We start from the raw sequence: 17,593 nt of genomic DNA, 5'->3' as shown, positions 1-17,593 counted from the left end.
AGTTTGTTAAGCAAGAAACGTGATTCCTTAATCAAAAAAAGCCGCTAAATTAGCGACTTTCAATCAAACATTTTTCTTTTCCTTCTTAATGAACAGTTGTATCTGATAATCCCACTGCAATATTCCAGTCACAATAATGTTATGAAGAACAAAATCTGGACACACATCGTATTCCGTCTTTGCCCTTTCAAGTAAACTTTGTAATACAGCATTCTTATTCTCTTCGGTACAAATTGCACACAGATAGTCCCCTTCTGGTAGCACAGTCAGCCCCTCTAAAGACGGATATTTCAAGCAAACAGCAAATAATCGTGTTATTCCTTCAGTCGTGAACATTCCTGCCATATCTTCAAACAGAAATTGTGAATGCAGAGACGTTTCAATTTGTTGATAGAAATGTCTGTGATAGTCCCATAAATTCTTAAGTGTGGGGCTTTCCATTTTATTCGAAAGCATAATTACCCTTTCCTCTATGTGTCTGACAATGTAATTTTCACTTTGACTATAACCGTCGTAGAACTTATTTTCATAATGTAGATAGGCACGTTTAATTTTCGATTTTGCATACTGCAGTCGAGCAATTTTATCGTCTGCTCTTTTTTCTGCTTGTTTTAGAAATGCAATTACTTTAGAGAGATCATTCTGCTGCAAAATATCTTTAATATCCATTAAAGTAAGATCCATTGCTTTGAGCAGTTCAATGGTTTGCAGCTTTAAGAGCTCCTGCTCGGAATAGTATCGATATCCCGACAATTCATCTTTATGGCATGGCTTGACTAATCCAATACGATCATAGTGCCGTAAGGTCTCAGTGGTCATCTCTACGATCTCTGCTGCTTGCTTAATTGTAAAATAGTTGTTCATATCTACCCTCTTGACCTTTTTGTAACACAAAAGTTTATGATGATTAAAACATATGCGACTGATAAACGCAACGAAATACAAAATGAATTTATTACCAGAGAGGAAGGCAAATATGAAGAACTAAATCATATATCAAAGGATTATCAAACATGTATTGCTGTCTATGCATTCATATTGGTATGGTTGGCTGACAGATCCTACTTTAGTGACTATCATTTTGTGTATTTATTCCAATTCAACCCTTGCAACATATTTGGGTAGACTTTTTCAAAATCATTATGTTCAACTCTAATGCTTTGTTGCATATCGAAATTTGTCTGCAATGCAGTTTAAGATTGGCATTCGTAGGACTGGCTATATTTAAAAGAAAAATAATTTAACGAAGGAGCATTTTACAATGAAAAGTACTGCAAAAAAATTACTAACTACTATAGGCATATTGGTGACACTATTGATATCATTAGCAGGATGTTCCTCCGACTCCACTTCCATGGAGGAAAAAAATTACACCATACCTGCCCAAAAGATTGATACCTTAACAATTGATGTAAAGGACAAAAAAATAAATATTCTCCAATCTAAAGATGAACAAATTCATATTGTTTACTATGAAAGTGAGAAAAATTTTTACAAGATTGATCTATCTGACGATAAAGAACTGTCAATGGTAAGTGACAGTAATAAGGAATGGAACGACTATATCGGAGGAAAAGGCTCGCAAGTAACCAGAACTATTCAGGTATCGATACCTGATGCAACTTTAAAAAATTTAACTTTAAAAACATCAAATGAAAGTATTGTATTACCAACAATCGTGTTTTTAGGGACAGTGGAAGTAAACATAAATAACGGAAATATCCAACTGGACAAATTGAATGTAGGGACGGCTATAACCCTTGAAACAAAAAACGGAAATATTAGCGGTTCAATTTCAGGGTCATATGATGATTTCGCGATCTTAAGCAAGGTAAAGAAAGGAGATAGCAATTTGCCTGCCAATAAAGAGAATGGTTCGAAAAAATTATCTGCTTATACAAATAACGGCGATATTACCTTACAATTTTCTGAGTAGCCAGTAGTTAAATATTGGCTCGTATGAAATCAAATACAAGGGATAACCCCTGTTTCACTTTTGAAACTTCTGGTCCTACCTCTTCGACTATTCCACCGGCCTATGACCGATAAAATATTCCTCTTGTAATGGAAAATCACCTTGATAAATTTGTTGATCCGACCCGCAAATCGATTATCTTATGATGTACCCGAGGGCCAAAATTAAGCTTGATCGTGACTTCCATCAAAATAAAGTATAAGCCGCATTACAGCGGCTTATACTTTCTGGATTACATTCTGATTCAGGAGTCGCTATTAATGAATTTCGTGCTGTTTTGGCAACTTTTCGGACTAAGCGGACATACCTTGTTAATCCCGAATCTTACTCTTCTTAGAACATAGCAAAAAATCCGTAAAAAGAGGCCTCGATCGAAGACTCCTTTACGGATTAAAATCCATTACTTATATTTGAACAGCCAGCTTATTTCTTACTCCGCACTTCAAAAATCGCAAACTTCAGATAATGTCCTTCGTTAACGCCTAGAATCTGCGGATGGTCTTTGCCTGCGGCACGCCATTCCACAAGTCTCAATACTTTACCTGCATCTTTAGCTGCGTCGGCAATTGTCTCAAGGAATAGATCCGGCTGCATGTGGTAAGAACAACTTGCAGTAACCAAATATCCGCCTTCGTTCACCAGCTTCATGCCGTGTAGATTGATATCCTTGTAACCACGGCAAGCACCTGCTACTGCACTTTTAGTTTTCGCAAACGCTGGAGGGTCTAGGATAACTACATCCCAAGTTTTACCTCCACCTGCTGTCATCGGTTTGGAAGTATCCGTTTTGGTTGTTTTGCCTCCGGATTTAGCATTTGTAGACGCTACTGTTGATTCCGTTCCACTTGCAATCGTCGCCCGCTCCGAACGTTCCTCCAGACCTTTTACCTGATTGCGCAGGTAGGCAAAAGCATCATCCACTACAAATTCCACTCGATCACTAAAGCCATTCAGATCCACATTGACCTTGGCACTCTCTATGGCATGAGCGGAAACGTCAAGGCAGGTTACTTTTTTCGCACCATACTTGCAAGCATGCAGAGTGAAGCTGCCTGTGTGCGAGAAACATTCCAGCACAGTAGCACCATCCCAATAAGGGAAGGTTACGTGTTTACCACTCTTGTTTACCGGCAAAGTTTGTAACGAGCCATCTTCTGCTTCGATTTCTTGCAGCGTAATGCCACTTCGTCCACCCCAGCCCTTCATGAGTGGGGCAATGGATGCTCTATTCTCACGCTGATCAAAGAAGTAGCCTGTCTTTTGGCCCTCTTCGATATCTACTACCAGCTTAAGGCCATTCTCACTTACGGTAACATGACGTGGGCATTCCCCGTACAGCACACCTGTAGTCTGCTCCATCCCTTCCAGTTCGCGCACGCTAACATCACTGCGTTCATAAATACCACGCGGTGCCATAATCTGTACAAGTGCTTCAACAATCTCTGCACGGCGCTTGTCCATTCCAAGTGTAAGGAGCTGCACAACCAGAATATCCCCGAATCGATCCACAATAAGCCCTGGCAAAAAGTCCGCCTCTCCATAAACCAAACGGTAAGCATCTGCCCCAGGAAGGAAACGTTCTCTATGCTGTAGACAATTCGTAAACCGTTCTGCGAAAAAAGCGGTGTCCATTATAGCCAACGGTCCCTGTGATACAATTCTCACCCGAATCTGCGATGCTGGATTGTAATATCCTACAGCCAGAAACCGGCCTTGATGATTTAGGACATCTACTAATCCCCCTGCTTCTGGGTTTCCTTCAACTGATGCAACTTCACCTGCGTAGACCCATGGATGGCCCTGCTCCAGTCTTTTTTTACGATTGCGTTCTAAAATAACCGATGCCAATGACTTCAACTCCCTGTTTTTCTAAAAATGATTTTATACATGTCCTACTTGTTACTTTCATATATTGGTGTACAACCCTCGTCCAAAGGAGTATGCCCTATGTTCCGTGAACTGCTTTTCCCTATCATATATGGTCTTATTATCTTTCTGGCTGGCATGAAGCTTATGGAAACAGCCTTGTCCAAGCTCGCAGGCCCTCTGATGACTAGAAGCCTTAATAAGGCTACCTCTACACCAATCAAAGGAATGATTGCCAGTAGCTTGCTGTCGGCCCTGCTTCAGAGCAGCACGGCTGTAACCGTGCTAACGATCGGTATGGTGAATGCCGGCCTGCTCACCTATGCTCGTACACTAGGCATTATCTTAGGTAGCAACATCGGCACTACTTTGACCACAGAACTGATCGGACTTCAGATCAATTCCATGGCCTCCCCATTGCTGGCTGCCTCGCTGAGTCTGTGGGCAGCTGCGGTTATAGCAGGCGAGTTACCACATACGTCACGGGCGGTAGCACTGTGCCGGAAAATATCAGAGCCGCTGCAATTCATCAGCCTGGCTGTATCAGGATTCGCCCTAGTCTTATGGGGAATCGCAGTCATGCAATCCATCGGCGGAACTCTTCAAGAGAGTGGCCTATTCCTCTGGTTCCTGAATCATGCCGCCACAAGTGCCCTATGGGGACTCGCCGCAGGTGCCTGCTTAACTGCCCTGTTACATAGCAGCGCAGCAGTTATAGCCATGGCCATGGGTATTGCCGCCTCGGGTGCCATGCCGCCAGAGCTCGGCATAGCCATCGTGCTCGGTGCTAATGTCGGTACCTGCGTCACGGCAGTCATTGCTTCCATCGGCGGCTCATCTTCCGGCGTCTTCGTCGCTTGGTCGCATGTTGCGCTCAATGTAGGCGGTGCGCTACTGTTCCTACCTCTTATTGGGCCCCTACAAGCAACTGCTGCATGGATTGGCGGAGGAGCCGCCTCACAAATCGCCCATGCACAGACTATTTTTAATGTAGTATGCTCGCTAATCGCACTGCCATTATGTTACCTGCCTGTATGGTCAAGACTGGAGAAACGTCTTCAATCGTAACAATATACTGTAACGCCTGATCCCAAACTTTCCACAACTGTACTATTATACTTCAATCGAAAATATTATAAAACCGCGATCCATCGTAAAAAGTGATTACCGTCGAAGATATTGCGATCAGAGCGAATAAGATTAAAGCAATATAGTCATTTCTTGAGAACGGACGACTGCTGTACCAAGTCCGTTTTCTATTAGTTCCGAAGCCACGTAACTCCATAGCCGTACTAATATTCTCAATTCGCTCAATGCTAGTCAGAATCAAGGGCATTAGAATCGAAATGATATTTTTAAGCCGCTTAGGCAGCTTTTCTTTTCGAGAGATGTCTATTCCCCGTGCCTGAGCAGAGAACGATATATTCTCATAATCTCTTTGGATATCCGGAATGTACCGCAGCGCAAGCGATACAGAATATGCAATTTTATAATTCACACCAATCCGGTTTAAAGACGCTGCGAATTCACTAGGATTTGTCGTTAGAAGGAACAACAGTGCCATGGGAATGACTACTGCATACTTAAGGGCAATATTTAATTGATAGAATAGCTGCTCATATGTAACGGTATACCGACCTACAAGATGAACAATATCATGACGTGAACCGTAAACCTTTACACCTTCCAAAGGAGAAAAAATAAAGATAGCTATATGATTAAGCACAAAGAAGATCAGGATAAAATATAGTACGAAAGCATAATCCTGAAATTGAACTTTAGAGACTCTAAAGGCAATCAAACTAAATAATAGCATTACTATTAAACATCTTGTATCATATGTAATCATCCCTGTCACAGACCACACTATAAATAAAATCAGCTTAGTAGCGCCTGTAAGACGGTGAATAGGTGAATCTTGCTTCGTAAAAGTTAACATTGTGGCCTTCATCCGCCCCGGCTCCTCCTGTCGTATGCAATAAATCTTCTTACGAACTCTTCTGGCTGATCCAATTGGACCTTCATAGCCAATGTAAATAGTGAGGTCTCTTTCAAATTAGCATTCCTCACTACTTCTATATCGGTTAATACTCGCTCAGGGCTATCATCAGCAAGCTTAATACCATCAGACAACACTACAGCTCTATCGGCATACTCCAGCATAAGATGCATATCATGCGTAATCATAATGACCGTCATTCCCTGTTCCCGAAGCATCAAAAGAAATTCCATCATTTCGTCGTAGTGCCTATAATCCTGTGCTGCAGTCGGCTCATCTAATATGATCACTTCCGGCTCCAGGACCATAATAGAAGCAATAGTCACACGTTTCTTCTGACCGTAGCTGAGCGCAGAGATGGGCCAGCTACGAAAAGCGTATAGACCGCATATTTTCAAAACATGATGCACTCGCTCACGAATAATCTCCTCGGACACCCCTCGTAATTTAAGGCCTAGCGCAACCTCATCATATAAAAGCGTCTTAGAAATCATATGATTAGGATTCTGCATCACGAAACCGATCCGCTCTGCCCGCTCCTTAATCGTATCCTTGGCAATATCCCTTCCGTTCATCAATATCGAACCGGAAGTGGGCTTATAAAAGCCACAGATAAGCTTAGATACCGTGGATTTCCCGGCACCATTTCTCCCAGCTATACAGACCATTTCTCCTTTATGAATAAGAAGGTTAAGTTTATGAAGTACTGGTCTGCTCTTCTCATAACCGAATGAAACATCATGTAACTCAAGGATAGGTAGACTCTCACGTTTATCCTGCTGCGAATTATTATTATCATACCAGTACTCAAGCTTGCTGGAGCAAGAGTCCAGCCGAATTTCATCTATATGCTGTGGATTCATATCTGATGCAATCGTACATCCTGCATACTTTAAAGCCGTTAAATAGAGAGGTTCCCGAATGCCTACTTCTGAAAGTAAGCGAGTGCTTAATAGCTCAGCGGCTGGCATATCCGCCGCAATGCGTCCGTCATGGATCACAATAATGCGGTCCACCGCACGGTGAAGTACTTCCTCGAGTCTGTGCTCGATAATAATAACCGTTTTACCGGTCTCTTTTTGCACCCGGTCAATAAGCTCAATCGCTTTTGTGCCGGTATATGGATCTAAGTTTGCCAAAGGCTCATCAAACAACAGGATGTCCACATCACCAACTAGAACACCAGCTAAGGTCGTTTTTTGCTTCTGACCGCCTGACAATTCCTGAGGTGACGCTCCCAAATATTCGTGGATATCTACGGCTGTTGCCGCAGCCACTACCTTTTCTATCATTTCGGCCTGTTGAACCGCGTGATTCTCCAGACTGAAGGCGATGTCCTCTCCAACCGTTAATCCAACAAATTGTCCGTCCGGGTCCTGCAATACAGTCCCTACCTGATCCGACAATGCCGCAATACTAAGTTCTTTCTGCTCCAGACCCATAATTCGCAATGACCCAGACATTTCACCTTTATAGGCAAAAGGGATGAGTCCGTTTATACAATGAGCCAGTGTACTTTTTCCAGAACCAGAGGGTCCCACAATAAGTACCTTCTCCCCTTCGGCAATCGTTAAGTTGATATCTGTGAGTGTAGGCTCCTGCTGTGCCCGATATTGAAGACTAAAATCCTTAAATTCAATCACTGCTTTTTTCATCCTTGACCTTCCTCTTAGCTTCGTTAGAAGAATTTCACTTCCATTATATGTTTTACAGCCATAAAAAAGCCGGTGATCTCCACCGGCTTTTGGTTTGGATTATATGCTACTCAGGCTTCTCTGGTCAAGCTGCCTTGCTTCGTTCTTGTCTTTGCATATGCAATTGCGAGTAGTGAGCCAATCACTGCTACAGTGACTATATTGGATGCTCCGGCGATAAGTCCTTGTGTGAATACTTTATTCGCTGGTTCTGCATAGATTAGAATATCCAGTACAGGTGCTACTAAGAACCAGGCGATTGCGTTTGCTACAATCTGTGCCAGATTAAAACGAATCAGTTCCTTTCGTCCGAACACCCCGTCATGAATCCCAATTCTAGCCACAAGCAGACCAACAACGAGCCCAACAATTCCAGAAGCGATCACCCAACTGAACCAAGGGGAACCATAAAAAATCGCATCCTTCAGTGTATGCCCGATCAGGCCAATGAGTAATCCGGCAAACGGACCGTACAACAGTGCGAACAATGCCAGTAAAGCGTATGTAGTCTCAATGTTAGTGTTTGGAATTCCGGATGGAATCGAACCGAACCTGCCCAAAATAACGAATAAAGCAGAACCGATACCAATCGCAACAATCGTCTTAATCGATAACACCTTTTGTTTTGCCATATTTTCATCTCCCCCAACGCTTCTCTTTTATTTTATGTAATTATACATCGGAATAGTCGGAATTAATATAGATTAAAATAAAAAAATCTGCAAAGCAACATTAATGTTGGCTTTGCAGACCCAGACCACTTATAGAGTTATTATATGATTTGCTCTATCTATTTCACAGTAACGGTTACCGTCACTGTCTTGGTGCCAATCTTTCCTTTAATGGATGCCGTTCCTTTGCTCACAGCTACAATCTGGCCGCTAGCAGATACTCTAGCTACAGAAGGCTTAGAGCTAGTCCACACCGCACTTCCAGTAACAATAGCGGTCTTCCCCGTATCATACTGCGCAATCACAACTGCATTCTGAACAGCTCCCGGAGCCATCTTCAGTCTATTCTCGTTGACAGTCAACTTCATTAGCTTAGGAACTACATTAATTTTGACACTAGCAGCGAGCCCTTGGTAAGAACCTGATAACGTCGCAGTTCCTTCTGTTATGGCTTTAACAGATGTACTTTTAACCGTGGCAACTGCTTCATTCGAGGACTCCCAATTCATGCTGCTGGAGATATTCCCCGTCTTACCATTAGAGTAGTAAGCCGTTACCTTTATGGATTTAGAACCTTTAATATTCAATTCAATCGCATTCGGTTCTACAACAATTTTAGTAACCTTTTGTTCAATAGTAACCGGGATACTAATAGTCTTATTAGCGTAGGTTCCCTTTAAAGTGGCAGAACCCTTCACCAGCCCTTTGATTACCTTGCCGGAAGAGGTTGTCTTGATAATTGCATTCGTACCGGTAATCTCCCATTCCATAGTACCTGTAGCATCGAGTTCATTCCCATTTTCCATCACAGCTTTGACTTCAGGAACAGCCTTCTCTTCACCAGTAACAATCACAACGTTTTCCTCTGGTCCGAGCAAAATATGAACCTTATCTTTAACTGTAACACTCACTACAACACTTTTTTCCCGGATAGCCGCTTTGGAGGAGGTAGGATTCTCTGATTTTATTTTGCCGACAATATTAACAGTACCAGCCTTTTCAGCAACGAGCTTGCCATCCTTGATGGTGGCGATCTCATCGTTGGCAGAAGTCCACTCGATTTCTTGACTGAGATCCAGCTTCGTTCCATCTAGCTTGGTTCCGTTGACCTTTGGCAAACTAACGGAATCCTCTGTGTACATGTCCAGTTCCTTTTTATCAGCTTCCAACTCAGTAATCGTAGGGTATACCGTCAACTTAAAGCTTTTACTAATCCCTCTGTACTCTGCTTTAATAACCGATGTTCCCACTGCTTTTGCGGTGATCGCTGCAGCATCAGTACCCGCAGTAACCGTCGCCGCGAGTTGGTTGTCCGAACTCCATACTGCACTACTGGATACATTCGGAGTGGAATTCGCAGCATCTCGAACTTCTGCTTTAACGTTCAAGCTCTCACCCATAAACAAGAATTGATCGCCTGATGGAGTAAGCAATAACGCCTCGTAAGGAGCACGTACATATACATCCACAGTTTGTGTAATCCCCAGATAAGATACTGTAATTACAGCTTTTCCTGCGGACAGTACTTTGATTTCTCCCTTGTCTACAGTAGCGACACTTGTATTAGAAGAAGACCATTCCGCTTTCTCTGAAATATCATTTGCGGTCGTCTTTGTAGTCTCTTTGGTAAACGCAGCTACTTTCACCGGATTATCGCCAACGAGCATTTCAATTTCCTTAATTACGATGCCCTTATCATTTTTAAGCTCAATTTCAGAATAAGGCAATTTGACTACAGCTTTAAAGGTTGCTGTTAGATCCTTGTATTTGGCAGTAATGGTTGAGGTACCTTCTCCCGCCAGTGTGATTTTACCTTCTGCAATCGTCAATACGCTTGTATTGGAGCTGCTCCAAGTGGTATCAGCCGTTACATCCTTGGCAGAAGTCGCTGTTTCGCCACCAATCGCATTGGCTTTGACCAACAGTTTATCCTCTTCGTCACCCAATTTATAGTTCCCTTCGGAGCTATATTCGAGCTTCAATTCTTTGATCGGATGTGAAACCTCTACTTCTATAGTAGCGAGTGCATGATTATAAGTAGCTGTAATAATAGCCTTTCCGCTATCTATCGGAGTCAATAAGCCATTTACTACTTTTACAGCGTTAGTGTTAGAAGAATTCCATACCACTGCACCAGTCACATCTCTTTTGGAGGAGGACCCTTCCACATTCGCATATACCTTCAGTTGCTTTGGCGTTTGTCCAACCGTAAGCTGCACTTTGGCTGAGCTTTCAAACTCAATCGAGTTGATATCGCCGGCAGCTGCAAAGACACTTACCGGAAAAACCGCAGTAGCTAACAATATCATGATGAGGAGCATTTTCGTCATTTTCCTGTACACAGTCATTTGTTCTCTCCCTTAGGTTATAATGTCGTTTGGTGGTTTATCCCCACACTCTTTTACTTATATCGACAATTGTACACCAAGTGTTTACCCTATAACTCCATAAAGCCAAATTCAGGACTTTCAGACTAGATAATCAGGTGAAAGGTTGATCAATATATTAGGAAGTAATATGCTAGCTACTACATTCTTTTTTTGAACCAAGGGGGCTACGATGAGTATAGAGAACTTTCAACTAGAGACAATCCCTACTCCAAAAGAGGAGGATAGCTTTCTTAAAGGGGTAAAAGATTGCATTCCTACACTACTCGGTTATTTGAGCATTGGACTTGCAGCAGGTGTTGTTCAAAAAACCGCCGGGCTGAGCATTGCTGAGATTGCCTTGATCAGTCTGATGCTTTATGCCGGTTCAGCACAGTTTATAGCTGCTGGAATGATAGCTGTAAGCAGCTCGCCTGTTGCTATTATCGTTACGATATTTATCGTGAATCTTCGTCATATTTTGCTTAGTGCAGCTCTTTCACCTTATTTCCGGCATCTTACCCCACTGAGAAACATGCTGGTTGGAACCCTGCTGACAGATGAGACCTTTGGAGTTGCTATTAATCAAACAGTGAATAAGCAACAAATCAGTGAAAAATGGATGCATGGCCTTAATCTCACTGCCTATTTAAATTGGTTTATTGCGAATATAGCGGGAGCTTTTTTGGCACAGTGGATTTCTGATCCAGATCAATTCGGTCTACAGTTTGCTTTACCTGCCATGTTCATTGGCATCCTTGTTATTTCCATGATTGATCGTAATAAAATAAAACTTGATTTAGTTGTCGCAATCCTAGCAGTAATCATCGCTGTAGCTAGCTCCTTCGTATTCTCCGGTAGTGTGGGTGTCATTATTGCAACGGTCATTGCGTCAACAGTAGGGATGGTGCTTGAAAAATGGAAGTGAGATGGGATGTATTTTTGATTATTCTAGGGGCGGCTTTGGTAACCTTCATTCCAAGGGTGGCTCCATTAATGATTCTAAGCCGATTCGAATTGCCTGAATGGGGAATGCGCTGGTTAAATTATGTTCCTATCTCTGTTATGGCGGCACTAATAGGTCAGGAGATCCTCTTAAATGATGGAAAGTTCTCACCTATAGCTAATAACGTTGAGCTTTTTGCGGCAATCCCTACTTTTTGGATCGCTATAAAGACCCGGAGTTTGTTAGGAACTGTACTGGTTGGGATTGTTTCGATTATGATCCTGCGGATGTTTTTTTGATCATGCAGGGGACCCCAAAAGCAATGAGTTACTGTGGCTGCTGGTCCCCCGTCTCTTATCTGACCACTTCTTGGCGCTACTCGTAAGAATTCGTTATCAGGAATAGCTGCATTATTTCTGCGTAACGATCAGGATTCATCAGGCAAGTTTCGTCCATAAAAGAGTTAAAAAGATGACTTAGTACAAGTCATTTATAGTGATTGTAAGCGAGAGCTTCTCTTTCAGGCGCTCCGCACCACCTTCTCAGCGATATCTGGGGGATTTATACCCCTCTTTTTCACGTTTCACACCTTTCGGACGATATCTGGGGGATTTATACCCCTCTTTCTCACGTTTCACACCTTTCAGACGATATCTGGGGGATTTATACCCCTCTTTTTCACCTTTCGCGCCTTCCGGGCGATATCTGGGGGATTTATACCCCTCTTTTTCATCTTTCGCGCCTTTCAGCGATATCTGGGGGATTTATACCCCTCTTTCTCACCTTTCGCGCCTTCCGGGCGATACGGGCGCAGTTTTGGGCTTCTTTACAAAATCACTGCTAATATATGTACCACTTTTCCAAGAATATTGTCCCTGGAGTCCGAAAGTATGTTCAACTGGCTAAAAAGTATGCTGGTATCTCCATAGAAAACCGCAAGATTAAGAGAGAGCTATACCTCTCCCATGTAGCAGCTATTTCTCTGCTATGCGGTTGCATTTCTCAGCTAACGCCAAACATACAAAGGAGCAATTCTCCATTAACGGGAGAATTGCTCCTTTGCTGTCTTTTAACTAACGTCTATTCCTTAACGAACAGCCAGCTTAAGACCGCTCTGACTAACCACGACCAATTCGCCTCGGCATTCGTTCACACCAGCTTCGGTGATCTTCACCTCACAAAGTTCTCCTTGAAGTGAATCCTCTCCATCAAAGAAGACCTGCAAATAGTTGTCGCTGAATCCATGCTGGATATTGCGGCCCGGAGCTCCTTTAGCGGATCTTTCCGGAATCACACTTAGCGTCTGTCCTACAAACTTACGGGCATATGCTAATTGCATTTCTTCGGATAGATCAATCAGCTCCTGCACGCGTACATTTTTGATCTCCTCATCGATCTGATTCTCCATCCGCGCTGCAGGAGTACCTGTCCGCTTGGAATACGGGAATACATGCATCTCCGAGTAATTTACAGCCTTCATGAAATCGTAACCGGCACGGAACATCTCATCAGTCTCGCCCGGGAATCCAACGATAACGTCAGTGGTAATCCCGACATCTGGCATTGCCTGGCGGATCAATTGCATTTTGGCGTAATACTCTTCTGTCGTATATTTACGGCGCATCGCTTTCAGCACATCATTATGACCGGCTTGTAACGGAATATGCAGATGACGGCACATTTTGGAGGAACGGTTCAGCACCTCAAGCAGCTTCTCATCAATCTGACTAGCTTCGATAGAACTGATACGCACCCGTTCCAGACCATCTACCTTATCTAGATCCCACAGTAAATCGGAAAGACGGTAATTATCAAGATCATCACCGTAACCTCCGGTATGAATACCCGTTAGTACAAACTCCTTATACCCTGCTTCTACCAATTGATGCGCTTGAGCTACGATGCTTTTTGGATCACGGCTGCGAGAAAGTCCACGCGACCATGGAATGATGCAGAAGGTGCAGAAGTTGTTACAACCATCCTGAATCTTCATAAAAGCACGCGTCCGATCCGCAAAGCCCGGCACATCCATCTCTTCGAACTCACGTGTCTTCATAATATTACGCACAGCATTGACCGGCTGACGTGAGGCTTCAATATTCTTCACATGTGTCATGATCTGATCGCGGTCCTGGTTACCGATGACAAGGTCAACTCCAGGAATATCTAGAATCTCCCCAGGAGAGGTTTGTGCGTAGCAGCCTGTTACGGCTACGATGGCCTCTGGATTACGGCGCACGGCACGTCGGATCATTTGACGGCTTTTTTTGTCACCTGTGTTAGTTACTGTACAAGTATTAATCAGATATACATCGGCGGGACCCTCGAAATCAACCTGCTCGTAACCTTCATTTTTAAATAGCTGCCAAATGGCTTCGGTATCATAGAAATTCACTTTACAACCTAAAGTATAAAACGCTACGGATGGCATCTCTTAAGCTCCTCCCATTTCTCCAGATTCATATAATATACAAGCAGCGGCAACCATGCCCGCTGTCTCACAGCGCAGAATTCGCCGTCCTAGTCCTACGGATACTGCCCCGGCTTCTTCTGCCTTGAGGCATTCCTCCGGAGTAAAACCTCCTTCAGGACCTACCACAACCATAACTTTCCCGCCAGACTGCGGCGAAAGCGATGCTATCCATGGAGCGACGCTGCTTCGAAGCTGTAAGCCTTCCTCTTTTTCATAACAGAAATAAACAGCATCATACTCACTAAAAGTCTGCAAAAGCTGCTTCCAGGACAACGGTGACCCTACAGACGGAACGATGTTCCGATGAGCCTGTTCGGCAGCTTCCTTACAAATTTTACGCCAGCGATCCAGTCGTTTGCTTTCTTTACGCTCGTCGTATTGCACTATTGTGCGTTCTGACAGAAAAGGAACAAAGCCTACAGCACCAATCTCTGTACACTTCTGAATGACAGTTTCCATCTTATCGGCTTTAGGCAAGCTCTGAGCGACTGTAATTTTAATTCGAGGTTCATGCGTCATCTCCAGGGACTCCAAAATGTTCACAGTGACTTCCCCAATTTCAATCTGCGCAATCTCTACTAATGCCTCACGGGAAACACCATCGCTAACAATAAGCTTGTCCCCTGCCTTACCACGCATCACTTTAGCGATATGACGGGCGTCTTCCCCATCAATTCTCACGGTATCCGCACCAAACTGCTCCGGTGTAACGAAATATCGCTGCATCTCATCATCATCCTGTTCATAAATTCAGTAACAAGTATAAACGCCTTCGGCGTCCTTATAAGGACGGTAAGCGTTTAATCGAAAAATATAAGTCATAAAGTATAGAGTGGTACTTATACTTTCTTATATTTGAAGAAACGGCTTAGTCGCCCTTATAAGGACGTCACCCGTTTCTTCAAGAAATATAAGGTTCGGTCAGACGAAAATTAACGATCAAATTTTGATCAAATTACATAATACAATGTTTGACAAAGGTTGAACAGACTTCATCCCTTGCCTTAGCTGCCAAAAATTCTTAGAGACAGCTGTACAAAGGTTATCGACATTTCACTAGCCCACGTGGCAAGTGGGTCAATCGTATACGTCCGTAGACCGGGAATAAACAATATCAATAAAAAGAGAAATACAGCCCATTGTTCAAATTGCTGTAATTTGCCGCGGATCGAACGTGGGGCGATATCTTCCACAATCCGATAACCATCCAGTGGCGGCAGCGGAATAAGGTTGAATAGAAACAAGAAGAAATTCCATTGAATGAAAGCGCCAAAGAACCGATTTACAGCCTCAAGCACGCGATCATTCGAGATCGTCTCCAAAACTCCAGTTGCCGCAAGTGCACCGTATATTATAGCACCAATAATTCCTAAGAGCAGGTTACTGATTGGTCCTGCAGCCGACACGATGACTCCCATGAGACGAGGACGACTAAAGTTATCGCGGTTTACCGGAACCGGACGTGCCCAACCGAAGCCAGCAACTAGCAGCAGCAAAATACCAAAGAAATCGAAATGAACAGCAGGATTAAGCGTCATGCGGCCAAGTAATCTTGCTGTTGGGTCACCGAACTTATTCGCGAAATATGCATGACTGAATTCATGTACTGTAAAAGCAATTAAAATTGTAATGAGCAGGAAAGGAAGCTGATCTAAATCTACTCGAATTATATTTTGTAATATATCCATCTTTACCTCTTTCCGGCTGTAAACGCCACCCAATCTTCCTCACGGGATATTTCAATAATCTCAAAACCAGACGCTTTCAGCGCGTTCGCTACAAGTCCTTCTTTATCTTTATATATACCTGAGGTAATGTAGAGGCCTCCAGGCTGAAGCGCGCGGTACACATCATCCGTAAATAATACGATGATTTCCGCCAAAATATTCGCAACTACAATTTGTACAGGCAATGTCACGCCAAGGCTGCCTTCTTGCTCTTGCTTAGCAGGAACGGCTCCTTCTAGTGAGTGACCAGGTCTAGCGGATGGCCACATCTCTCCAGCCGCTGTATCAGCTACGCCTTCCCCGCCCAGCAGCGATAGAAGATCGCTCTCTTTTACCGTTATGGATGATTCAAGCTTGTTAAGAGCTACATTCTCCCGTGCACTTTCCACAGCCACCGGATCTAAATCTAAGGCCAATACGGATTTTGCACCTAGCAGCATCGCACCTACAGCCAGAATTCCTGAACCGGTGCCGACATCGATAACTTCTTCACCGCCGCTAATATTCTTTTCAAGTGCACGGAGGCACAGAGCTGTTGTAGGGTGAGTCCCAGTACCAAATGCCATGCCAGGGTCGATCTCAATGATGGCTTCATCTGGACTCTCAGGCGTATATTCCTCCCAGGTTGGTTTAATGGTAAGACGTTTGGATACGCGTAGCGGTTTGAAATATTGCTTCCAAGCATGCGCCCATTCGTCTTCATCCACAGTCTTCCAAGAAATCAACGCTTTGCCTGGATCAATCCCGTACTCATGCAATTCGGCTACCCGTGGAGTCAATTCTTCTATAACAGCATCCATATCTGTGGAATCGGCATAATACCCTTTTATGACCGCTTCCCCTTCAGGAATATCATTCAAAGGTTGGTCGTACAATTCACCGTAACGTGTATCCCGTTCTTTATTCAGTGTGCCGGATTCCTCGATAGAAACCCCACCCGCACCAGCTTCATATAAAAAATTCGAAATCATTTCCTGTGCTTCTTCTGTTGTATGTATCGTCACTTCATGCCATAACATCTTTATGTAATCCTCCTAAAAGTTTTGTGAGCATTTGCTTCATTGGTTTACTTCGTGCAAAACTCGCTTCGAAAGCATAGGCTTAGTTTTGTGAGCATTTGCTTCATTGGTTTACCTCGTGCAAAACTCGCTTCGAAAGCATTCGCTTCATAGTATAACATTTCTTATTGGTGTAACGCCAAACTACAGCTCAACGACCTGCGACGTCCTCTTTACGCCTACAAAAGCAGTTGAGCGAATGATCATCCACCATCCCCGATGCCTGCATAAAAGCATAGCATATTGTAGTACCCACAAACTTCATGCCTTTCTTCTTTAATGCCTTACTCATCTCATCAGACTGAGCCGTCGAAGCAGGTACATCTGCACGAGTCTTCCAATGATTAATAGTTGGCACACCTCCGACAAAGCTCCAGAGATACTCTGCAAAGCTGCCATATTCCTCGCAAATTTGCAAATACACGCCCGCATTACGAATGATAGCATCAATTTTCAATCGATTTCTAATAATCCCTGGATCACTCATTAGCTCTGCCATTTTGGCTTCATCATAATGGACAATCTTATTCGGATCAAATCCGTCAAATACCTCTCTGAAACGCGCCCGTTTTTTTAGTACCGTGTACCAGCTCAGCCCTGCCTGCATCCCTTCCAGCATAAGCAATTCAAACAGCTTTTGGTCACCATACAGAGGCTTTCCCCACTCTTCATCATGATAGGCAATATATAGAGGATCATCATTGACCCAAGCACAGCGAGTGACTTCCATCATTTTTCCTCCCTTTAATTATTCATAGCTAAACCTTAACAACGTCTACTCACTGTATACGAAAAAAAGGGAAGAACACAAGGTTCAT

15 protein-coding genes and 1 pseudogene are annotated in these 17,593 nt (G+C 43.4%); 4 read left to right on the top strand and 12 right to left on the bottom strand.

Annotation, left to right across the window (positions count from 1 at the left end):
- Positions 1-63 precede the first annotated feature (63 nt).
- Positions 64-864, bottom strand: a complete 801-nt coding sequence (locus MKX35_RS10350) for a MerR family transcriptional regulator (RefSeq protein ID WP_076299669.1) — start codon at positions 862-864, stop codon at positions 64-66.
- A 397-nt stretch (positions 865-1,261) separates the two neighbouring features.
- Here MKX35_RS10350 and MKX35_RS10345 point away from each other — a divergent pair, with 397 nt between their 5' ends.
- Entirely contained in the window at positions 1,262-1,936 is a 675-nt protein-coding gene (locus MKX35_RS10345; RefSeq protein ID WP_076299670.1) for a DUF4097 family beta strand repeat-containing protein, read from the top strand.
- Between the two features lie 25 nt (positions 1,937-1,961).
- On the opposite strand, the pseudogene MKX35_RS10340 reads toward MKX35_RS10345, so the two are convergent.
- Together MKX35_RS10340 and MKX35_RS10335 are read right to left on the bottom strand one after the other, a co-directional pair.
- A pseudogene (locus MKX35_RS10340) lies at positions 1,962-2,110 on the bottom strand (alcohol dehydrogenase catalytic domain-containing protein); the annotation flags it as partial.
- 288 nt (positions 2,111-2,398) lie between these two features.
- The gene (locus MKX35_RS10335) at positions 2,399-3,823 is read right to left on the bottom strand and encodes a class I SAM-dependent rRNA methyltransferase (RefSeq protein WP_076284791.1); all 1,425 of its coding nucleotides are present in this window, start codon (positions 3,821-3,823) and stop codon (positions 2,399-2,401) included.
- Between the two features lie 99 nt (positions 3,824-3,922).
- On the opposite strand from MKX35_RS10335, the gene MKX35_RS10330 reads away from it, so the two are divergent.
- Positions 3,923-4,909: a Na/Pi cotransporter family protein gene (locus tag MKX35_RS10330; protein ID WP_076284792.1), complete on the top strand. Its 987-nt coding sequence runs from the start codon at positions 3,923-3,925 to the stop codon at positions 4,907-4,909.
- Between the two features lie 52 nt (positions 4,910-4,961).
- Here MKX35_RS10330 and MKX35_RS10325 read toward each other — a convergent pair whose 3' ends face one another.
- From MKX35_RS10325 to MKX35_RS10310, 4 genes are all read right to left on the bottom strand, one after another.
- A complete protein-coding gene (locus MKX35_RS10325) occupies positions 4,962-5,792 on the bottom strand; it encodes an energy-coupling factor transporter transmembrane component T family protein (protein WP_042190968.1) in 831 nt (276 codons plus the stop codon).
- Positions 5,789-7,495 carry an ABC transporter ATP-binding protein gene (locus MKX35_RS10320; RefSeq protein WP_076299671.1) on the bottom strand — a complete coding sequence of 569 codons (1,707 nt, stop codon included), beginning with the start codon at positions 7,493-7,495 and terminating at the stop codon, positions 5,789-5,791. The genes MKX35_RS10325 and MKX35_RS10320 overlap by 4 nt, the downstream gene beginning before the upstream one ends.
- A gap of 110 nt (positions 7,496-7,605) precedes the next feature.
- Positions 7,606-8,166 carry an ECF-type riboflavin transporter substrate-binding protein gene (locus tag MKX35_RS10315; protein ID WP_076284794.1) on the bottom strand — a complete coding sequence of 187 codons (561 nt, stop codon included), beginning with the start codon at positions 8,164-8,166 and terminating at the stop codon, positions 7,606-7,608.
- 158 nt (positions 8,167-8,324) lie between these two features.
- Positions 8,325-10,535 carry a hypothetical protein gene (locus tag MKX35_RS10310; RefSeq protein WP_341044127.1) on the bottom strand — a complete coding sequence of 737 codons (2,211 nt, stop codon included), beginning with the start codon at positions 10,533-10,535 and terminating at the stop codon, positions 8,325-8,327.
- A gap of 229 nt (positions 10,536-10,764) precedes the next feature.
- Here MKX35_RS10310 and MKX35_RS10305 point away from each other — a divergent pair, with 229 nt between their 5' ends.
- Positions 10,765-11,499, top strand: coding sequence for an AzlC family ABC transporter permease (locus MKX35_RS10305; protein ID WP_076284796.1), 735 nt, complete (start codon positions 10,765-10,767; stop codon positions 11,497-11,499).
- A complete protein-coding gene (locus MKX35_RS10300) occupies positions 11,490-11,816 on the top strand; it encodes an AzlD domain-containing protein (RefSeq protein WP_042190979.1) in 327 nt (108 codons plus the stop codon). The genes MKX35_RS10305 and MKX35_RS10300 overlap by 10 nt, the downstream gene beginning before the upstream one ends.
- A gap of 788 nt (positions 11,817-12,604) precedes the next feature.
- Here the strand turns inward: MKX35_RS10300 and mtaB are convergent.
- The 5 genes from mtaB to MKX35_RS10275 all read right to left on the bottom strand — a co-directional run bounded on the left by mtaB (position 12,605) and on the right by MKX35_RS10275 (position 17,505).
- On the bottom strand, positions 12,605-13,948 hold the full coding sequence (gene mtaB / locus MKX35_RS10295) for a tRNA (N(6)-L-threonylcarbamoyladenosine(37)-C(2))-methylthiotransferase MtaB (protein ID WP_076299673.1): 1,344 nt from the start codon (positions 13,946-13,948) through the stop codon (positions 12,605-12,607).
- A gap of 3 nt (positions 13,949-13,951) precedes the next feature.
- Positions 13,952-14,716, bottom strand: a complete 765-nt coding sequence (locus tag MKX35_RS10290) for an RsmE family RNA methyltransferase (protein ID WP_076299674.1) — start codon at positions 14,714-14,716, stop codon at positions 13,952-13,954.
- A 278-nt stretch (positions 14,717-14,994) separates the two neighbouring features.
- Positions 14,995-15,678 carry a site-2 protease family protein gene (locus tag MKX35_RS10285; RefSeq protein WP_076284800.1) on the bottom strand — a complete coding sequence of 228 codons (684 nt, stop codon included), beginning with the start codon at positions 15,676-15,678 and terminating at the stop codon, positions 14,995-14,997.
- Positions 15,679-15,680: 2 nt separating this feature from the next.
- A complete protein-coding gene (gene prmA, locus MKX35_RS10280; RefSeq protein ID WP_076299675.1) occupies positions 15,681-16,736 on the bottom strand; it encodes a 50S ribosomal protein L11 methyltransferase in 1,056 nt (351 codons plus the stop codon).
- A 190-nt stretch (positions 16,737-16,926) separates the two neighbouring features.
- A complete protein-coding gene (locus MKX35_RS10275) occupies positions 16,927-17,505 on the bottom strand; it encodes a DNA-3-methyladenine glycosylase I (RefSeq protein ID WP_042190988.1) in 579 nt (192 codons plus the stop codon).
- Positions 17,506-17,593: the final 88 nt, after the last annotated feature.

Origin of the sequence: Paenibacillus sp. FSL R5-0923 (genome assembly GCF_038009145.1) — a bacterium.
In the GTDB taxonomy this organism is placed as follows: Bacteria; Bacillota; Bacilli; order Paenibacillales; family Paenibacillaceae; genus Paenibacillus_AQ.
Note: the sequence above shows the minus strand (reverse complement) of the source record. Positions and strands in the feature narration are given on the sequence as shown.